At 65.7% G+C, this 19,393-nt stretch carries 10 protein-coding genes; 5 read left to right on the top strand and 5 right to left on the bottom strand.

Annotation, left to right across the window (positions count from 1 at the left end; all coding sequences use genetic code 11):
* Positions 1-52 precede the first annotated feature (52 nt).
* The 3 genes from EDD25_RS09025 to EDD25_RS09015 form a co-directional block, all read right to left on the bottom strand.
* The gene (locus EDD25_RS09025; protein WP_166671251.1) at positions 53-1,372 is read right to left on the bottom strand and encodes an MFS transporter; all 1,320 of its coding nucleotides are present in this window, start codon (positions 1,370-1,372) and stop codon (positions 53-55) included.
* Positions 1,373-1,784: 412 nt separating this feature from the next.
* On the bottom strand, positions 1,785-4,325 hold the full coding sequence (locus tag EDD25_RS09020; RefSeq protein ID WP_134172979.1) for an AMP-binding protein: 2,541 nt from the start codon (positions 4,323-4,325) through the stop codon (positions 1,785-1,787).
* A gap of 335 nt (positions 4,326-4,660) precedes the next feature.
* Positions 4,661-9,661, bottom strand: coding sequence for a DUF4082 domain-containing protein (locus EDD25_RS09015; RefSeq protein WP_134172978.1), 5,001 nt, complete (start codon positions 9,659-9,661; stop codon positions 4,661-4,663).
* A 304-nt stretch (positions 9,662-9,965) separates the two neighbouring features.
* On the opposite strand from EDD25_RS09015, the gene dnaK reads away from it, so the two are divergent.
* The 5 genes from dnaK (at position 9,966) to EDD25_RS08990 (ending at position 15,231) form a co-directional block, all read left to right on the top strand.
* On the top strand, positions 9,966-11,840 hold the full coding sequence (dnaK, locus tag EDD25_RS09010; RefSeq protein ID WP_134172977.1) for a molecular chaperone DnaK: 1,875 nt from the start codon (positions 9,966-9,968) through the stop codon (positions 11,838-11,840).
* A gap of 8 nt (positions 11,841-11,848) precedes the next feature.
* Positions 11,849-12,532 carry a nucleotide exchange factor GrpE gene (locus tag EDD25_RS09005; protein ID WP_134172976.1) on the top strand — a complete coding sequence of 228 codons (684 nt, stop codon included), beginning with the start codon at positions 11,849-11,851 and terminating at the stop codon, positions 12,530-12,532.
* The gene (locus EDD25_RS09000; RefSeq protein WP_134172975.1) at positions 12,525-13,526 is read left to right on the top strand and encodes a DnaJ C-terminal domain-containing protein; all 1,002 of its coding nucleotides are present in this window, start codon (positions 12,525-12,527) and stop codon (positions 13,524-13,526) included. Before EDD25_RS09005 ends, EDD25_RS09000 begins: the two co-directional genes overlap by 8 nt.
* Positions 13,527-13,528: 2 nt before the next feature.
* Positions 13,529-13,945 carry a heat shock protein transcriptional repressor HspR gene (locus EDD25_RS08995; protein ID WP_134172974.1) on the top strand — a complete coding sequence of 139 codons (417 nt, stop codon included), beginning with the start codon at positions 13,529-13,531 and terminating at the stop codon, positions 13,943-13,945.
* 119 nt (positions 13,946-14,064) lie between these two features.
* Positions 14,065-15,231 (top strand): class I SAM-dependent methyltransferase, encoded by a 1,167-nt coding sequence (locus EDD25_RS08990; protein ID WP_134172973.1) that lies wholly within the window; start codon positions 14,065-14,067, stop codon positions 15,229-15,231.
* A gap of 16 nt (positions 15,232-15,247) precedes the next feature.
* Here the strand turns inward: EDD25_RS08990 and EDD25_RS08985 are convergent, their stop codons facing one another.
* Together EDD25_RS08985 and EDD25_RS08980 are read right to left on the bottom strand one after the other, a co-directional pair.
* On the bottom strand, positions 15,248-15,820 hold the full coding sequence (locus tag EDD25_RS08985) for a histidine phosphatase family protein (RefSeq protein WP_134172972.1): 573 nt from the start codon (positions 15,818-15,820) through the stop codon (positions 15,248-15,250).
* A gap of 44 nt (positions 15,821-15,864) precedes the next feature.
* The gene (locus EDD25_RS08980; protein WP_134172971.1) at positions 15,865-19,260 is read right to left on the bottom strand and encodes a DEAD/DEAH box helicase; all 3,396 of its coding nucleotides are present in this window, start codon (positions 19,258-19,260) and stop codon (positions 15,865-15,867) included.
* Between the last annotated feature and the right edge of the window lie 133 nt (positions 19,261-19,393).

Raw genomic sequence — 19,393 nt, 5'->3', positions numbered from 1 at the left:
TCGGGCGCCGCTCAGCTCGGCGGTCGTGGCTCCGGTGCACGGCTCGCCGGCCTCAGCCGATCTGCTCCTGGTGAGCTTTCACGGGCAGCAACAGCAGCAGGCCGAGCAGCAGCACGAGCATGATCCCGAGAATTCCCCAGTACGTCTGGCCAGAAATCGTCACCGTGAGCGCGAACGCGAGCGGGGCCAGAAAACTCACGGCGCGGCCCGTGGTGGCATACAAACCGAACACCTCACCTTCCCGGCCCGGTGGAATGAGCCGAGCCAGGAACGTGCGGCTTGCCGACTGCGCCGGACCCACAAACAGCGTGAGCGCGAGTCCGGCCGTCCAGAACACGATTTGGCCGCCGTCGTGCAGAAAGAACAGCACGAGCCCGCTCACGAGCAGGCCCACGAGCGCGGTGACGATCACCGGTTTCGCGCCGAGCCGGTCGTCGAGGGCGCCCACGCTCATCGTGGCCACGCCCGCCACTACGTTCGCGGCAATGGCGAAGATGATCACCTCACCGGCCGAGAATCCGAAGACGGACGCGGCGAGCACGCCCCCGAAGGTGAAGACCCCCGCGAGCCCATCGCGAAAAACCGCACTGGCCAGCAGAAAGTAGACCGTGGGCCGGCTGGTTCTCCAGAGCCGGGCAATATCGTGGCCGAGTACGGCATAGGAGCGGAAGAAGCCCACCCGCTCCCGCCGTACGGCCGTCGGCGCACGGTACTCCGGCACACGCAGGAGAACCGGCAGCGCGAACAGCCCGAACCAGGCGGCCGAGATGAGCATCGACACCCGAACGGCGAGGCCGTTCTCGCTCGTAACCCCGAAGAGACCGGTCTCGGGCTGGATGAAACCGAAGTACACGATAAGAAGCAGCACAATGCCGCCGAGATAGCCCATGCCCCATCCGAAACCGCTCACCTTGCCGATGGTGCGTGGTGTTGACACCTGCGCAAGCATGGCGTTGTAGTTCACGCCGGCGAACTCGAAGAAAACATTGCCGGCGGCCACGAGGAACAAGCCCCGGAGGAGGAAACTCGGACTGGCCTCGACGAAGAACATGCAGGCGGTTATCGCCACGACCACGAAGGTATTGACTCCGAGCCAGAACTTGCGCCGACCCGACGTGTCGGAACGCTGCCCGGTGATGGGCGCGAGCACAGCGATCAGAAACCCGGCGATCGCGAGGGCCCAGCCGAGCTGCGCCGAAATCACGTCCTTGTCGCCGAAAGAGGAACCCGTGATGTAGACGGTGAACACGAAGGTCGTGACGACCGCATTGAATGCCGCGGATCCCCAGTCCCAGAAAGCCCACGCTACAACGTGCCCGCGCGCGGGTCGCAGGGGAACGTCGCGGTCGGCACTGACAACGGGCTCGGTCATGCGATCAGGCTACTGCGTGGGGCGCCCGACAGCCGCACAGTTCCACGATGAGTTCAGCCAATACCTCGGCGTCGCACAGGGACCCGCCGCGGCCCGAGAGCAGAGCGGACGCAACCATGCACGTCATCGGCACCCTCGGCTCTAATGCGTTGTGGCTGGGCGTTGCGTTCCTGGCTGCCGCCATCGCAATTATTGCGGGAGCGGTGGGGATGCCACACGCAAACCATTCGAGATCGCTCCCGTCGCCGAGGAGCTGGCACGATCGACGAAATCCGCGACCCGCTAATCGCGGCCGTAGTCTGCGCTGGCAGAACGGGCCCGCACGACGTTAGCTTCTGCGACACGTCTACACGTCTACACGTCTACACGTCTACACGTCTACACGTCGGCAGGTCGGCAGGTCGGCAGGTCGTCAACGATCGCCTCGCCGGTCGCGGCTGGCCCTCTTCGCGAAACCATCGGACAGTAGCCTGCGGGCCGTGGACGAGGGATGAGCCGCCCACCATGCCCTCAGTGCGGAATGTCCGTGCCAGGCGAGGATCCCTACCGCGAAGGAGGCGAGGGTGGGAAGGAGGGGGAAATCATCCTCGAGCAGGGGGTAAACCTGCCAAGGGACGAGGTGCACGTACAACGATGCCGAGGCCACGATGCCGAGCGCCGGCACCACAATCCGCGGCAGCGGAACCGCCGGAATCCATAGGAGAAGCAATAGTCCCGCGTTCGCGATCGCCTCGCGGGCCGGGTCGCCGAAGAACCCAGGGACGGTGAGCACGACGACCACCGAGGTCAGCAGCCGCCGCTTGACGTCCGTGGAGCGCGCGATGAGCCAGCCGAGAGCGATGAGCCAAAGCACGATGGGCAGCGAGTACCGTTCGGTCGGCCCTGCCTCGACGCCCCCGGTCAGGAGCAGGCGCAGCAGAAGCGCGCCCGCGACGAAGCAGCCCGCGACGATAACGGGGTATCGACGCTCGAGTCGGTCGATAAGAGGAACGCAGAAGACGAGCGCCAGGCCGAGGATCGTCCACACGACGGCTTCCAGGAACCAATACTGCCACTGCACCGTCCAGCGATCGCCGCCGCCCAGCAGGTTGTGCAGCATGAAGACCGTCGCGGGTTCGTGCATCCCGCTGATCAGGGCGACACCGCCGATCCACAGGACGGCCGGGACGAAGATCTGGACGGCACTGCGCAACAGCCTCCTGACCCGCCTCTGCCGAGGTACATCGGCGAACTGGAAGCGGGCAAGGTTGAAGCCCACGATTCCGAGCAGCAGGTGGGCGCCGCCTTGCACATGGAAGAGATTGGCGTGCGTCCCTGTGATTAGGACGATCGCGATTGCCCGGAGCATGCCGGATGTCTCCATGCGCGCCAGCGTGCGTCGGGGTCGCGCCCCGGCCGGTGCAGTTCGGTGGCTGGCCAACTCCTGTGCCGATTTCGCCGGCCAGTCCCTGGGCAGTGTGCCGAGCATCTGCTCGAGCCGCACCGAGACCTCGACGTAACTCAGCGAGTCTCCGTGCAGCGCGACGAAACTGTCGTCGGTGACCGCGTCCGGTCGGTCGAGGAGTGCCGAGTAGAGGGCCCGGATATTTTCCGCCGTCACGGTCCCTGCGGGGTCCTCAAGGCTTTCGTTTCGTCCGGGGGACGCCGCCTCCTGAAGTAGGGTCGCTGTATCCGGCTTGCCGCTGGACGTGAGGGGGAACTCGTCGATGAGGTGTGCACGGATGGTGTGACTGGGCAGGCCGAGTGCGTTCGCGGCAATCGGCGGGACAAGCCCGAGGGCCCACCGATGGCGCACGAACACCACAAGGTGCTCCTCGAGGTTGACCACCCTGGCTTCGACCCCGTCGTCGGCGAGGAGCAGCTCGACCCGGTCGAGGTCGATCCGCAGGCCGTAGATCTTGACGAAGCGGCTGGTCCGCCCGACGATCTCGAAGAGTCCGTCGTCGTGCTGACGGGCCAGATCGCCGGTGCGCAGCTCCTCCGCGGTGTGTCCAGCGGCGAGTTCCGTCGGGCTCTCCGCATACCCCATCATCACGTTCGGCCCGGTGTAGACGAGGTCGCCGATCGAGTCCTCGCCGGCGTCGTCGATGCGGAACTGTCCGCCGGGTATCGGAATGCCGATGGATTCGGGCTTTGCCTCCGCTAGCTCAGGTTGCAGGTAGGCCTTCCGCGTGGTCGCCTCTGTCTGGCCGTACATGACGACGAAGTCGAAGCCGCGTTGCTGGCCCAGCCGGGCGTAACCGCGCACCCGGTCGGGGGCGAGCCGTCCGCCGGCCTGCGTGATGTAGCGCAGGCTCGTCTGTTCGCGCCGATCGAAGTCGGTGGAATCGAGCAGGTCAAAGGTGTATGGAACGCCGGCGAAGGAGGTGGCCCCTGCCGCTTCGAACTCGTTCCAGAATTCAGGTTCGACCACCGAACGCTCGGTGAGCAGAAGGCTCGCGCCGTATATCAGGTGGCTGTTCACGACTGAAAGCCCGTAGCAGTAGTGCATCGGCAGCGTAGGGGCCGCCCTGTCCTGCGGTGTCAGGGCAAGATACTCGGCGATGCTTACCGCGTTGCTGCGCACATTCTCGCGTGACAGTCGAACCAGCTTCGGCGATCCGGTCGAGCCCGAAGTACTGAGCAACAGTGCGAGCTCAGGATGCAACATGTGTCGGCTTCCCTCGCGTCGCTCGTCCAGGCGCCACTCGTCGCCTGCGCGAGCCAGAACCACGTCGGGATCGTAACGCTCCACGAGCCCGATCCTGTTGCGCTCCTGGCTCGGCTCGTCCCCGTCGCCAGCGACGAGCAGCACCGGATGCCCAGCCGACAGCGCGGCAAGATAGGTCACCAGGGGATCCACAGCGTTCGCGCACGACACCATGACGAGTCGGCGGATGCCTCCTGGTGTGTCCCGCCGGTGCCGGACCCGTTCGTCCAGCTCGGCGTAGGTCAGGGTCCCATCCGCGGTCACAAGGGCGGTCGCGGACGGCACCCCCCCCCGAGGAGCTGCAGGGTCTCGAAACCGATCGCCGGGTTGCGCTGCGCGTTTCTCACAGGCTTCACCGCGGATATCTTGGCAGGAGGGGATGCATTCTTTAGTGTGTTGGTTCGCACGGCAGTCTCAGGTTGGAAGTCTTGCTACTCGATTTAGTGAGGCAAGCCTCTCCTTAGTACGTAGGTGCCGTCGAACGCGGCTCGGAAACTCGTGCTCCACCTACCGAGCAGCACGGCGGCCTACGGCCCCCGCCAGAAACCTCAGGTCAACCGCAGGCGAGCCGGCACAACCAAAGCCGAACGGTCGTGAGGCTACGGGCCGGTCATGAAGACGACGTCGACCCAGTAGTTGCTGTTGTTGTAGGTGGATGTGGGGTAGCCCGTTGTTGTTCCGTAGCGGTAGACGCCGTTGCCGCCGTCGGTGCCGTTGGCTAGTCCCTGCAGGGGGGCGTTGGTGGTGGCGGTGGCGAAGTAGTTGCCGTTGGCGGAGTAGCGGCCGTTGGGGGCGAAGTAGGAGACGATATAGGTGGTGTTGGCGTTGATATTCACGGGTGTGGAGAGGGTGGCCTGTTGCCAGCCGGAGGCGGTTTCACCGGTGAAGGTGACCGAGGCGAGCAGGGTGCCGGTCGATGACCAGAGGTGCCCGGTGTGGGTGCCGGTGTTCTGGCTTCCCTTGTAGAAGCGGATGCCGGTCACCGTTCCGGCCACGTCGGATCGGAACTTCATCCCCAGTTCCACGGCCGACGTGTCGTTCGCGCTGACGGTCGCCGGAACGCTGGTGGGGCTGAAGACGCTGCACGGGCAGGCGCCGACCGCCGCGGTGGTGAAGGTCCAGGTCTTCGGGGCGGTCATGGTCTGGCCGGTGGAGTTGGTGGCGCCGCTGACCGTGGCGGTGTAGCTCGTGCTGTTGGCCAGGGCGCTGGCCGGCGTGAAGGTCATCGTGTTGGTGGTGGTGCTAAAGGTGGTCGACCCGGTGACGGCGACGCCCGCGGCGTCTTTCAGCGTGAACGTGATCGACGACGAGGTCACCGCCTGGTCGAAGGTTGCCGATGGGGCTGCGCTGACTGCCACGCCGGTGGCCCCGGCGACGGGGGTGGTCGCGGTGACTGTGGGGGCCGCCGGGGCCGCCACGGTCTGGAAGGTCCAGGTCTTCGGGGCGGTCATGGTTTGGCCGGTGGAGTTTGTGGCGCCGCTGACGGTGGCCGTGTAGCTCCTGCTGTACGCCAGAGTGCCAGCCGGGGCGAAGGTGGCCGTGTTGTTTATGGTGTTGTAGCTGGTCGTTCCGGTGACGGCGACGCCCGCGGCGTCTTTGAGGGTGAAGGTGATTGAGGAGGCGGTCACCGCTTGGTCGAATGTTGCCGATGGGGCTGCGCTGACTGCCACGCCGGTGGCCCCGGCGACGGGGGTGGTCGCGGTGATTGTGGGGGCCGCCGGGGCGGCCACGGTCTGGAAGGTCCAGGTCTTGGGTGCGGTCATGGTTTGGCCGGTGGAGTTTGTGGCGCCGCTGACGGTGGCGGTGTAACTCGTTCCTTCGGCGAGGGCCGAGGCGGGGGTGAAGGTGGACTTGTTGGTGCTGCTGCTGTAGCCGGCCGTTCCGCTGACGGTGGCGCCCGCGGCGTTTTTCAGGGTGAACGTGATCGAGGAGCCGGTCACCGCCTGGTCGAAGGTTGCCGACGGGGCTGCGTTCACTGCCACGCCGGTGGCCCCGGCGACGGGGGTGGTCGTGGTGACCACGGGGGCGGCGCTGGTTTTCATGAAGACGACGTCGACCCAGTAGTTGCTGTTGTTGTAGGTGGATGTGGGGTAGCCCGTTGTTGTTCCGTAGCGGTAGACGCCGTTGCCGCCGTCGGTGCCGTTGGCTAGTCCCTGCAGGGGGGCGTTGGTGGTGGCGGTGGCGAAGTAGTTGCCGTTGGCGGAGTAGCGGCCGTTGGGGGCGAAGTAGGAGACGATATAGGTGGTGTTGGCGTTGATATTCACGGGTGTGGAGAGGGTGGCCTGTTGCCAGCCGGAGGCGGTTTCACCGGTGAAGGTGACCGAGGCGAGCAGGGTGCCGGTCGATGACCAGAGGTGCCCGGTGTGGGTGCCGGTGTTCTGGCTTCCCTTGTAGAAGCGGATGCCGGTCACCGTTCCGGCCACGTCGGATCGGAACTTCATCCCCAGTTCCACGGCCGACGTGTCGTTCGCGCTGACGGTCGCCGGAACGCTGGTGGGGCTGAAGACGCTGCACGGGCAGGCGCCGACCGCCGCGGTGGTGAAGGTCCAGGTCTTCGGGGCGGTCATGGTCTGGCCGGTGGAGTTGGTGGCGCCGCTGACCGTGGCGGTGTAGCTCGTGCTGTTGGCCAGGGCGCTGGCCGGCGTGAAGGTCATCGTGTTGGTGGTGGTGCTAAAGGTGGTCGACCCGGTGACGGCGACGCCCGCGGCGTCTTTCAGCGTGAACGTGATCGACGACGAGGTCACCGCCTGGTCGAAGGTGGCCCTGACCGGGGCGCTGACGGCCACACCGACCTCACTAGCCGCCGGGCTCGTTGAGGTGACCGTAGGCACGGTCGGGGGCGCCGCAGTGGTAAAGGTCCAGGTCTTCGGGGTGGTCATGGTCTGACCGGCGGAGTTTGTGGCGCCGGTGACGGAGGCCGTGTAGGTCGTGCTTTTGGCGAGGGCGGCGGTGGGGGTGAAGGTGGCTGTGCTGGTGGTGCTGCCGTAGCCGGTTGTTCCGGCGACGGTGGCGCCCGCGGCGTCTGTGAGGGTGAAGGTTATCGACGCCGGGGTGACGGTCTGGTCGAACGTTGCCGACGGGGCGGCGCCGACGGCCACGCCGGTGGCGCCGGCGGCGGGAGTCGTCGACGTGACGCTGGGGACGGTGGCGGTTGCAGGCGAGTAGATGACGTCGACCCAGTAGTTCTCTCCGTTGAAGCTGTTCGAGGGGAAGGAACTCGCGCTGGAGTAGTTGTACAGGCCATTCCCCTGCGCTGGCGTGCTGCGGGGCGCACGCAACGGGGCGCTGTCGAGCGACCCGTTCCCGGCCGGCATCGGGGATGGAGGCGGGTACATGTATCCGGAGGACTGCGCGTAGCGCCCCTGAGGCGCGAAGTAGGACACGACGTAGCTCGTATTCGCCGCAATGGTCACCGGGGTGGAGAAGGTGACCGCCTGCCAACCGGTCGCGGTCTCATTCGAAAAATTCGCCGTCGCCAGACGCTGACCGGCGGAGGACCACAGGCTCCCCGAATGCGTGCCCAAGTTATTCGCGGACTTGTAAAAACGCACCCCGGTCACGGTCCCGGGTGTGTCCGACGTGAACCTCAGCCCCAGCTCCACGCTGCCCGCATCGCCCGAATCCGCAACATCAGGGATCACGTTGGTTCCGAAGATCGAGCAGGGACAGGTGATGTTCACCGTGGCTCCGGCACCGGGTGTCTCCAGGTTGCCGCTATCGTCGACGGCCCGGGTTTTGACGTTCGATGCGGGGCTGCCGTGCGCGATCCAGGTGAACGTCCAGTTGCTTTTTCCCGTGGCCGGTCGCCAGCTCGCGCCCGCGTCGGTGGAGACTTCGATGCCCGCGACGACCCCGCCCGAGTCGGATGCCGTGCCGGCGATCGTGATCTTCGCCCCGTCGGCCAGAGTCTGGCCACCCAGGCCTGACGTGATCACGGAGGTGGGCGCCGTCGTGTCCGTCGATTTCGTGGCGGCCACCAGGCCCGCCATCAGGGTGGCCGGCTGGGCGCCCATGTCCGCGAACAGGTTCACGGTGGCTTGCTGCATGTTGCGGTCGGGCGCCCCGCGGCTCGGATAGCTGTCGAGGCCGTACGACCATTGGATTGTGCCGGCTCCGAAGACCAGCGCACCGCTTGGCGCGCGGTATATGGTGAGGTTGTGTGTGACCGTGGCCGGAGCGATGGTGGACCCGTAGTCAGTGAAGACCTCGGGCGCGGCGACCGTGGTTGACGATAGGCGGAAGGAACCTGCGGGGCGGAATCCGTTGTCGGAGTCGGCGTCCCATTCGTAGCCGAGCGTGCTCAGGCCTGCGCCGAGGGTGAGCGACTGGTTTCCGGTCAACGCCGCCGCGGCAGTGTTGCGCCACAGCCTCATCGGGGCATATTCGGCAGGGACCTTAATGTCGGCGGACCCGGCGTTGACCAGAAAGAACTGGCCGGTGAGCGCATTCTCAGGATTTCCACCCCCGCCGGAGGTGCCATATCGCGGGTCGCGCCACGTTCCCGTCCATTCCACGGGGTCGGTCGGGGCGTTGAAGTGTGTGTCTTTATAGGACACCATCGTGCGGCCCGGCGTGGACGATCCGTCGGAGCTGGACTCCCACCGGGTCTTCCAGAAGATCTCGTTTCCGCTGAAAAAGGCGAGATTGACCCCGGCATCCCGCGCGGCTTCGACGTTGGCGCGCTGCGAAGCATCCCAGTACTCGTCGTGGCCGACGGACATGAAGACCTTGTGGTTGAGCAGGAGAGAACCGCGAGTGGAGGTATCCACCCCGGCCTGGTACGTCACGTCGTAGCCGTTGGCCTCCATAAACTTGATCATGGGCATTTCAGCGTCCATCAGCCAGTTGGGCCCCTGCGCGGTGGGGTTGAACGGACGGTTGTAGGAAACCGCGAAGGCGGCCTTATACGTCTGCGGATTACCGGGGGGACAGGCGACCGTGCACCGGTAGAGACTGTTGCCCCCATAGCTGTTGTAGGCCTGCCAGGTCGTGTCCGAGGTCTGGAAGACGATGCTGCTCCTGCTCGCATCGTCGCGCACGACGAAGGGGATCAGGCTGCTGCCGCCGGTGTCGTTGCGGATCAAATGCGCGATGTACACGCCGGACACGGCGTCGGCGGGCACGTTCCAGAGTGCCGACTGGGCCCAGTTTCCGCAGTCGATAAGGCCCGTGGCGGAAAAGGTGAGGCAGGCCGGCTGGGTCTGCGGCAGCGAGGCGGTGGGGAGAAGCCCGACCGCTACCTTGCGTGCGCCGTTGCCCTGGTAGTACCCGAGCCGGAGGATGTCGATGCGGTACGACGAGGCCGTGCTCTTGATCTTGAACCGAACCGGCGAGCCCGCCGTGACGCTCATCGACGTCGCAAAGCCCTGCAGGCTGGGGTCGCCGGTGCCGGAGACTTCCCAGTCGCTGGTGGGCGTTCCCGGCAGTGTGTTCTCGCAGGCGACGGCGCTCGTGACCGGCGCCGCACAGGGATGCGTCGCGGCAACGGCGGCGTCGACCGTGAGAACGCTCATCCCGGCGGTCAGGACCGACGCCAGGACGGCAGGGACCACCAACCACAGGGCAAGGTTCCGGAGAAAGGGCTTGCGGGCCGGGGTCATGTTCTTCTCCACCTCGTCGACGAATGAACTAACGAGCAACCGATCGGCGCGACAACTGGAGCGGCGCGACAACTGGAGCGGCGCTGTTCCCGACAAACAATAGCCCTCTACGACGCCCGTGGGGAGAGCCCACTATGGGCGGTAGACAACATCGGCGCGCGATTCCCCATGCAAAGTTGAGTCGCTCCCACTCAACTCTCAGTCACGAAATTTGACAGCGAGTTTTCCATGCTGGAATACTTGAGTCAATGAGACTCAAGTCTTAAAAGCTTGACTCCGAACACTCTGAAGGAGAACAACCCACATGGCACGTGCAGTAGGCATCGACCTCGGAACCACTAACTCTGTGGTGGCCGTACTTGAGGGTGGAGAACCCACCGTCATCGCCAACGCCGAAGGCTTGCGCACCACCCCCTCGGTGGTCGCATTCACCAAGGACGGCGAAGTTCTTGTTGGCGAAACCGCCAAGCGTCAGAACGTCACAAACGTCGACCGAACCATCTCTTCCGTGAAGCGCCACATGGGCACCGACTGGAGCGTCGGTATTGACGACAAGAAGTACACGCCGCAGGAGATCTCCTCGCGTATCCTCGCCAAGCTCAAGCGCGACGCTGAGCAGTACCTCGGAGAAAAGGTCAGCGACGCCGTCGTCACCGTTCCCGCGTACTTCAACGACGCCGAGCGCCAGGCCACGAAGGAAGCCGGCGAGATCGCCGGGCTCAACGTGCTCCGCATCATCAACGAGCCCACCGCAGCCGCCCTGGCCTACGGCCTCGACAAGGGCAAGGAAGACGAGCTCATCCTGGTCTTCGACCTCGGAGGCGGAACGTTCGACGTGTCGCTACTTGAGGTGGGCAAGGACGACGACTTCTCCACGATCCAGGTTCGCTCGACCGCCGGCGACAACCGCCTCGGTGGAGACGACTGGGACCAGCGCATCGTTGATCACCTGATCAAGAAGTTCAAGGAGACCACGGGCGTCGACGTCTCCGGCGACAAGATCGCGAAGCAGCGCCTGAAAGAAGCCGCAGAGCAGGCCAAGAAGGAACTGTCGTCGAGCATGTCGACGAGCATCCAACTTCCGTACCTGTCGCTGACCGAGAACGGCCCGGCCAACCTCGACGAGACGCTCACCCGCGCCCAGTTCGAGAAGATGACCTCAGACCTGCTCGACCGCACGAAGAAGCCCTTCCAGGACGTCATCCGCGAGGCCGGCGTCAAGGTGGCCGACATCGCACACGTCGTTCTCGTTGGTGGATCCACCCGCATGCCCGCCGTGTACGAGCTCGTCAAGGCCGAGACCGGCGGCCAGGACCCGAACAAGGGCGTCAACCCGGACGAGGTCGTCGCCGTCGGCGCCGCACTGCAGGCCGGCGTTCTGAAGGGTGAGCGCAAGGATGTTCTGCTCATCGACGTCACCCCGCTGAGCCTCGGCATCGAGACCAAGGGCGGCATCATGACGCGCCTCATCGAGCGCAACACGGCCATCCCGACCAAGCGCAGTGAGACCTTCACCACGGCCGACGAGAACCAGCCGTCCGTGGCGATTCAGGTCTTCCAGGGCGAGCGCGAGTTCACCCGCGACAACAAGAACCTGGGCACCTTTGAGCTCACCGGGATTGCACCGGCGCCCCGCGGGATCCCGCAGGTCGAGGTCACCTTCGACATCGACGCCAACGGCATCGTGCACGTGTCCGCCACGGACAAGGGCACCGGAACCGAGCAGTCGATGACCATCACGGGTGGATCGTCACTCGCGAAGGAAGACATCGACCGCATGGTGCGCGAAGGCGAAGAGCACGCAGAAGAAGACAAGCGTCGCCGCGGCGAGGCCGAGACCCGCAACACGGCCGAGCAGCTCGCCTACTCGACCGAGAAGCTGATCAAGGACAACGACGACAAGCTGCCCGAAGACGTCAAGTCCGAGGTTCAGGCCGACGTTGATGCCCTCAAGTCGGCTCTGGCCGGCGACGACGAAGCGGCCGTGAAGACCGCATTCGACAAGCTCAACGAGAGTCAGGGCAAGCTCGGCGAGGCCATCTACGCGGCCAGCCAGGCGGATGCCGCAGCAGGAGATGGCGAGGCAGGTGCTGAAGAAGCTCCGGCCGACGCGAACTCGGACGAAGACGTTGTCGACGCCGAGGTTGTCGACGACGACGAAGACGAGACAAAGAAGTAGAACGAGCTATGGCAGACAAGAAGAACCCGGGCAAGAAGCGCCGGGACGACGAGTCTTCCGCTGACGGGGCACCCACGCAGGGTGCCCCAGGGGCGGGCGACCAGACGTCCGGTTCCTCCGCATCCGCCGACGCGGCCGCTTCGGCGACCGAGGCGGCAGAGTCGACCGCTGCCCAGGCTGAGGCCGACTCTGCGGCCTCGGCCGACGGCATCGAGGAAGACGAGCTGACCGTGCAGGACATCCTCGACGCTGCAGAGCGCGAGGCTGCTGAACCGAGCAGTGAGCACCTCGCCGACCTCAAGCGGGTCACCGCCGAGTACGCGAATTACCGTCGACGCACCGAAGCCAACCGTGAGGTGGAGAAGGAACGCGTCACCGGCGACATCGTGAAGCTGTTGATCCCGATTCTCGACGACCTGTACCGTGCCGAAAAGCACGGTGACCTTGAGGGTGACACGGCGTTCGCCACGATCGCGGGCAAACTGCGCTCAAGCGTGGAGCGTCTGGGACTGACCTCATTCGGAACCGTCGGGGACCCCTTCGACCCCACCATGCACGAGGCGATTTTCCAGCAGCCGTCCGCAGACGTCGACACGGAAACCGTCGGCGACGTGGCGGAAACGGGCTACTACCTCGGCTCGACACTGTTGCGCGCGGCCAAGGTCGTCGTTCAGGTACCGAGCGATGGCTAGCCAGGACTGGTTCGACAAGGACTTCTATAAGGTTCTGGGTGTCTCGAAAGATGTCACCCCGGCCGAAATGAAGAAGGCGTATCGCAAACTCGCTCGCAAGTACCACCCGGACTCCAATCCGGGGAACTCCGCCACCGAGGCGAAGTTCAAGGAACTGAGCGAGGCCAACTCGGTGCTGTCCGATCCTGAGCAGCGCAAGGAGTACGACGCCGTTCGGGCCATGGGCAGCGGGGCGCGGTTCGCCGCGCCCGGCGGCCGTGGCCAGGCGGGTGGCTTTGAAGATGCCTTCGGAGGCATGTTTGGCGGCGGAGGTCGCCAGCAGAGCTACACCTTTGAGCAAGGCGGGTTCGACGACTTCCTCGGCGGCAGGTTTGGCCGGGGCGGCCAGGGCGGCGGCGGATTCGGCAACCCCACGGGTGGTTTTCGAGGCTCAGGTGCGCCGACTCGCGGTCATGACCTGGTGGCAACAACCACCATCGACTTCATCACGGCGACGCAGGGTGACCAGATCAGCCTGCAAACGCATGATGGTCGGCCGATCAAGGTCAAGATTCCCGCCGGCGTTGCCGACGGGCAGAAAATTCGCCTGCGCGGCAAGGGCCAGCCGAGCCCCGACGGTGGAGAGTCCGGCGACATCGTGCTCACCATCACCGTGCGCAAGCACCCCGTTTTCGAGCGTGAAGGCCTGAACCTGCGCGTGCACGTTCCCGTCACCTTCGTGGAGGCGACCCTCGGCGCAACAATCGAGGTGCCTACCCTCGGGGGAACACCGGTGAAACTGCGTGTGGCACCCGGAACGCCCAGCGGCCGCGTGCTGCGGGTCAAGGGCAGAGGTGTCGTCACGACCAAGGGCACCGGCGACTTGCTCGCCGAGGTACAGGTGGCCGTTCCGTCGCACCTGTCCAAGGACGCCGAGGACAAGCTCAAAGCCTTCGCAGAGGCGCTGCCCCAGGAGAACCCTCGCGATGAAGTGATCGCTCGGGCCAAGGGCTAGTCATGGATGAGAACACCCCGGTCTTCGTGATTTCGACGGCGGCGGAGCTTGCGGGCATGCACCCGCAGACTCTGCGCCAATACGATCGCATGGGCCTCGTCTGTCCCGAGCGCACCGCCGGAAAGTCCCGTCGTTACTCGATGCGGGACGTCGTCAAACTGCGGGAGATCGCGGAACTCGGCGTTCAGGGGGTGAGCTTGGAGGGTATCCGTCGTATCCTCGAATTAGAGGATCACGTGCGTCGCCTCGAATCTCGCCTACGAGATTTGGAATCGACACTCGCCGACGAGCTTCTGAACCGACCGGGCCGCCGCGTTTTCGCGGCTGGCTCGGCCGGGGACGTCATCTCCATGAAGGCGGGCACCCGCACGAGGCGTGCCAACCAGGTCGTCATTTGGCGGCCTCGAGACCACGGCTGAACCACCATGCAGTTGAACTATCCAGCAGCATGAACCATGCAGTTGAATCACCCATGAAGTACGCAGTTTTAGCTTTCTAGATCAGCGTCACCACGTAACCGCAGTTAGCAGGGGGAACGATGTCCGAATCGGGCACACGCAAGCAGGCGCACTCCGCGTCACCAACCGATTTCGACTTCGATCGACTGAGCCGCAAACCGGATGTCGAAGCCGACAACCTCTTCGCGGTCGACGCGAGTGACCGGCTCATCCTCGACGAAGCGGCCGGCGCACTCGCCGGCGCCGGCAGCGGAAACGTTGTCGTTCTCGAGGACCGCTACGGCGCCCTCACCCTGGGAGCCGCTGCCCTGCACGGCGCCCGCAAGCTTCGCGTCTACCAGGACGCCCTGTCGGGCGAGCATGCCCTTGAGCGCAACGCCTCCACCTTCGGTCTCGACGACTCCTACCGCTCGCTCCCACTCGGTGAAGAACTCCTGGCCGGCGCGCGCGTCGTGCTGCTGCAGATTCCCCGCAGCCTCGGCGAACTTGACGAGATCGCCGGCGCCATTGCCCGCTACGCCGCGCCCGACGTCCTCGTCTTCGCTGGTGGCCGGATCAAGCACATGTCGGTGAGCATGAATGAGGTGCTGCGCCGCCACTTCGGCGCCCTCAACGTGACGCCGGCGCGCCAGAAGTCGCGGGTGCTCATTGCAACGTCACCGATCGCAACCGGCGCATCCGACTGGCCGCACTCCGAAACGCACGACGACCTCGGCCTCACCGTGCGTGCACATGGCGCAGCGTTCGCCGGCACGAGCGTCGACATTGGCACCCGGGCACTGCTCGACGTGCTCGATCGGATGAAGCCGGATGCCGAATCCGCGATCGACCTCGGCTGCGGCACCGGTGTACTCGCCGCCGCCCTCGCCCTGCAACGTCCGCGACTGCGCGTGATCGCGAGTGACCAGTCGTCCGCGGCCGTGGCATCCGCTCGCGCCACCATGGACGCCAACGCTCTCGCCGAGCGCGTCACCGTGGTACGCGACGACGCCCTCAGCAGCCGCGCGGAGGACTCCGCGGAGCTCATTCTGATCAACCCGCCGTTCCACATCGGGTCTTCGGTGCACGCGGGAATTGCGCTCAAGCTGTTCGCCGACGCCGCGCGCGTGCTCAGTCCCGGCGGAGAGCTGTGGGCGGTATGGAACACGCACCTCGGCTACCGCCCGGAACTCACCCGCATCGTGGGACCCACCCGCCAGGTGGGCCGCAACACCAAGTTCACGGTGACGGTCTCCACCCGGCGGTAACCCTGCCCCGGGGGCGCTACTCGGGCGGTGTCTGGCCGTTCAAGATGTCGAGCTTCCAGCCGGCAGGGTGGTGGTGCACGAGGTTGAGCGAAGCATTGCCGATGCTGCCGACTGATCGCTCCAGCACCCGTTCGAGGCTCAAGCGGATGAGGGTGCCGTGGCTCACCACGATGATGCGGGCACCCGGGTGCTCGTGCGCCAGCTGCCGCAGGGCATTGATGCCGCGCTCGGCGACGCGGGATTCGGTTTCGGCGCCGTGGAACCCGCCGGGAAAGCGCAGCGCCTCGAGCTCCTCGCCGGCCGTCAGCCCCTCGGCCGGACCGTAGTTACGTTCTATCAGGCCCGGGATGCGGTGCTTCACCGCGAGGTCGAGATCGGCGGCAATGAGGTCGGCCGTTTCGGCCGCTCGCGAGAGTGGGCTCGACACCACGAAGTCCCACTCGAAGGCGGAGAGGGGCGCCACGGCATCCGTTGCCTGGCCGCGCCCCACGTCGTTCAGGGGGATGTCGGTGGCGCCCTGGATGCGCAGTGCCGCGTTCCAGTCGGTCTGGCCGTGGCGGATGAGGGCGAAAGTGGTCGTGGAAGTCACCCTCCTATTGTGCCTCAGCGGTGGGGTCAGCCCCGCAACGACCGTCAGGCGAGCAACTCGCGAATATCCGAGGCCGTCAGGGCGGTCGCGCGAGCGGCGCCATCCGTCATCACGCTCTCGAACAGGCGAGCCTTCGTGGCCTTGAGCGCCATCACCTTCTCCTCGATGGTGTCCTTCGATACCAGCCGGTAGACCATCACGTGCTTGGTCTGGCCGATGCGGTGCACCCGGTCAACGGCCTGCGCCTCGGTCGCCGGGTTCCACCACGGGTCGAGAAGAATGACGTAGTCCGCTTCGGTGAGGTTGAGGCCGAACCCACCGGCCTTGAGACTGATCAGGAACACCGAGGTGTCGCCGTCCTTGAAATCGCTGATCGCCTTGGCCCGGTTGCGCGTCTTGCCGTCGAGGTACGAGTAGCTGATCCCCGCCGCGTCGAGCCGGTCACGCGCCTTGCCGAGGTACTGGGTGAACTGGCTGAAAATCAGAGTGCGGTGCCCCTCGGCCACGGTGTCTTCAAGCAGCTCGAGCAGGGCGTCGAGTTTGGTCGACGGAATGCTGTCGTACTTCTTGTCATACAGGCTCGCATCGAGGCTCAGCTGGCGCAGCATGGTGAGCGAACGAAAAATCTCGAACCGATTCGCGTTCATGTTGTCGATGAGCCCGAGTACCTTCTGGCGCTCCCGGGCTAGGTGCATGTCGTAGACCTTGCGGTGCCTGGGGTGTAGGTCGAGTTCGAGCACCTGCTCCTGCTTCTCGGGCAGGTCGCCGGCCACCTGGTCCTTGGTACGACGCAGCATGAACGGGCGGATGCGCCGGCGCAGCTGCCCGAGCCGCTCACTATCCCCGTCGGTCTCGATCGGTTTGCGGTAGTAGTCCGTGAAACGGCTCGGGCTCGGGAAGAGCCCGGGCGCCGTGATCGACAGCAGTGACCACAGCTCCATGAGGTTGTTCTCCATGGGGGTACCGGTGATGGCGAGCTTGAACGGAGTGTTGAGGCGCCTGGCGCACTGGTGCGCCTTCGCCTGGTGGTTTTTCACGAACTGGGCCTCGTCGAGCAGCAGCCCCGCCCAGCGGAGGCCGTTGTACTCGTCAAAGTCGAGCCGGAACAGCGTGTAACTCGTGATCACGACGTCCGCGCCCTGGCTCAGGGACTCCAGGGTCTCGCCGCGCTTGCCGGCCGTTTGGCTCACCGTGGCCACGGTGAGCCCCGGTGCGAAGCGTGCGCACTCCGTGGCCCAGTTCGAGACCACGCTCGTGGGAGCGACCACGAGGAACGGGGACCTGGGTCCGGCGTCCTCGGCATGAGTGTCGCGGGCGTGGGCAATGAGAGCAATGGCCTGCAGGGTCTTTCCAAGGCCCATGTCGTCGGCGAGAACGCCGCCGAGGCCGTGGTCGTAGAGAAAACTGAGCCAGTCGAAACCGGCCTGCTGGTAGCCGCGCAACGTGGCGTGCACGAGCGGCGAGAGCGGGCGCTCGTCGATCTGGGTGGCATCCGTCAGGCCGGCGATGGCACTGCGCCAGGTCGCCGCCTGCTGGGCGACGACGCCGAGTTGCTGCAGTTCTTCCCAGAGGTCGGCCTGGAACCGGCTCAGTCCGAGCGAATCGGAGGAGACGTCCTGCAGGCCGCGGGCTTCCTCGATGAGGTGGCGCAACTGGTGCAGTTCGGGCCGGTCGAGGTTGAAATAGGTGCCGGTGGCCAGGATCATGAGTTCCTGCTCGGAGGCGAGCGCGCGGAACAGCTCGTCGTACGGAATCTCCTCGCCGTCGATGCTCACGGTGACGTCGAGGTTGAACCAGTCGTGACTGTCGGCGCGGGCGCTCGTGGCGAGGCTGATCACGGGCGCCTCGTCGGCCTCCCGGTAACTCGGCGCGCCTTCGGCCACGGAGACGCGCAGGTCCGGGAGGGCACGCAGGGCGGGAAGCAACGTGTCGAGGAACGTGATCATGGCCGAGCCCTCAAGGCTGGAGCGCGCGTTCAACCGCGGGTGGCCGCGGTACTCCGGAGCCAGTGTCGGGAAGGCGGAGAGGGCAGAGCCGAGGCCCTGGAGAATTGCTGCCTCGGCGGCGTCATCGCGGTACCCGGTGTCGCTCGGGGACCGCCACAGACCCAGGCGATAGCGCTCCAGATCGTGCGCCGTGTCGGCATCCGGTTCAGGGGTTTCGGTGCCGTCAGCGGCCTCGAGGTAGCGCCACTGCCAGAGCAGTTCAACGCGGTGGCCGGCCTGGTGGGTGACGTCGAGGGAGAGCACCGCACGCGGGCTCTCCGGCAGCGTGAATGACCCGTCGTGGCTCGTGAGCGTGAGCTGCTGTCGCAGGGTCGGGTAGTAGTCGGCAACAAAGGCCGGTTCATCGGCCACCGGAATCAGCAGTGGGTCCTGGGCCGTGGCGAGAGCGCGCATCTCGGCGCTCACCCGGTGCGCGAGTGGCGCCAGGGTGAGGTTCGTCACGGTGTCGTCATCGAGGTCGACAGCGTTCGACCAGGTGAAGATTCCGTGGGCCGGCTCCCCAATGAAACCGAATTCGCGGCGTTGCAGTCGCATGGTGTCGAGCTCAACCAGGGGAGTGAGCGTCAGGCCCGCATCGGTGCGGTTGATGTCGAGCTCAAGCGCGGCATCCGCTGTGCTCAAGACAACGGCGGACTGGGTGGCGTTGGTGGAAACGAGCGGGAGGCCGCTCGCCTGCGCCTCCCCGAGCAGCTCCCAGAGCGCACGGTTCGCGAAACCGTCGAGGTGGATCCACTGGTCTGCGTAGGTGTAAAACCGCGAACCGGCCGAATACAGGGCATAGATGGCGCTGAGAATCTTGCGGTGCTCAGGGACGAACGAACCCGGCAAGTACGAGAGATTGTCCCAGGTGATGTTGCCGCGAATCCACTTGCTCTTCTTGCCCATCACCATGGGGCGGGCGCCGAGTCGTTGCGGCTGCGGACCACGGCTGGCGGTGAAGCGTGTGGCGTGGGCAGGCTCCAGCAGATCGAACTGCAGCGCCAGCGCGGTTGCGGTGGACTCGTCGTCGCGCTGGCGGGTGATCGCTCCGAGCGCGGTCTGCCAGGCGGGGGGAGCCGGAGGCTCCGGGGTCGACTCAAACACGGGCATCCGCCTGTCGCCCAGTGCACGCCCGGTTCCGCGTGGCGGCTGGCTGGCATCCGGCGCGCTTGCGCTCGTAATGAGCAACGCGGCCACGTGCTTGCAATTGGTTTTCATGGGGCAGGTGCACACACCGGATGCCCGCAGTACGGCGCCCGTGGAGCTGAGCGTGAACGACACGGTCACGGAATAGGGCTCGGGGTTCGAGCCCTGCACATTGCCGAACAGCTGGGTACCGTTGCCGAACCAGGACCTGGACGTGACATGGCCGTTGCGGGCGTAGCGTTCGCCGCGCGAAAACGACTGGCTGCCGACGAGTCGTGCAATCTCGTGTGTGCTGAGGGTATGCGCCATAGGTAAGAGGGACTCCAGTCTTTGGGCCAACCTCCATTCTCTCACCTTTGGCCTGCATCGCCGCTCGGCGGCATCGTGTGCAAGCGGCAGGGGGTGGTGAGGTCGTGGGGGGAGGGATACAGTTGAGCGAATT

Source organism: Cryobacterium psychrophilum, assembly GCF_004365915.1.
GTDB lineage: Bacteria > Actinomycetota > Actinomycetes > Actinomycetales > Microbacteriaceae > Cryobacterium > Cryobacterium psychrophilum.
Note: the sequence above shows the minus strand (reverse complement) of the source record. Positions and strands in the feature narration are given on the sequence as shown.

Excerpts from the sequence above, each read along its gene's own strand:
- EDD25_RS08995 (WP_134172974.1), top strand. The coding sequence starts at position 13,529 with ATGGATGAGAACACCCCGGTCTTCGTGATTTCGACGGCGGCGGAGCTT.
- EDD25_RS09000 (WP_134172975.1), top strand. The coding sequence starts at position 12,525 with ATGGCTAGCCAGGACTGGTTCGACAAGGACTTCTATAAGGTTCTGGGT.
- EDD25_RS08990 (WP_134172973.1), top strand. The coding sequence starts at position 14,065 with ATGTCCGAATCGGGCACACGCAAGCAGGCGCACTCCGCGTCACCAACC.
- EDD25_RS08980 (WP_134172971.1), bottom strand. The coding sequence starts at position 19,260 with ATGGCGCATACCCTCAGCACACACGAGATTGCACGACTCGTCGGCAGC.
- EDD25_RS09015 (WP_134172978.1), bottom strand. The coding sequence starts at position 9,661 with ATGACCCCGGCCCGCAAGCCCTTTCTCCGGAACCTTGCCCTGTGGTTG.
- EDD25_RS09025 (WP_166671251.1), bottom strand. The coding sequence starts at position 1,372 with ATGACCGAGCCCGTTGTCAGTGCCGACCGCGACGTTCCCCTGCGACCC.
- dnaK (WP_134172977.1), top strand. The coding sequence starts at position 9,966 with ATGGCACGTGCAGTAGGCATCGACCTCGGAACCACTAACTCTGTGGTG.
- EDD25_RS09005 (WP_134172976.1), top strand. The coding sequence starts at position 11,849 with ATGGCAGACAAGAAGAACCCGGGCAAGAAGCGCCGGGACGACGAGTCT.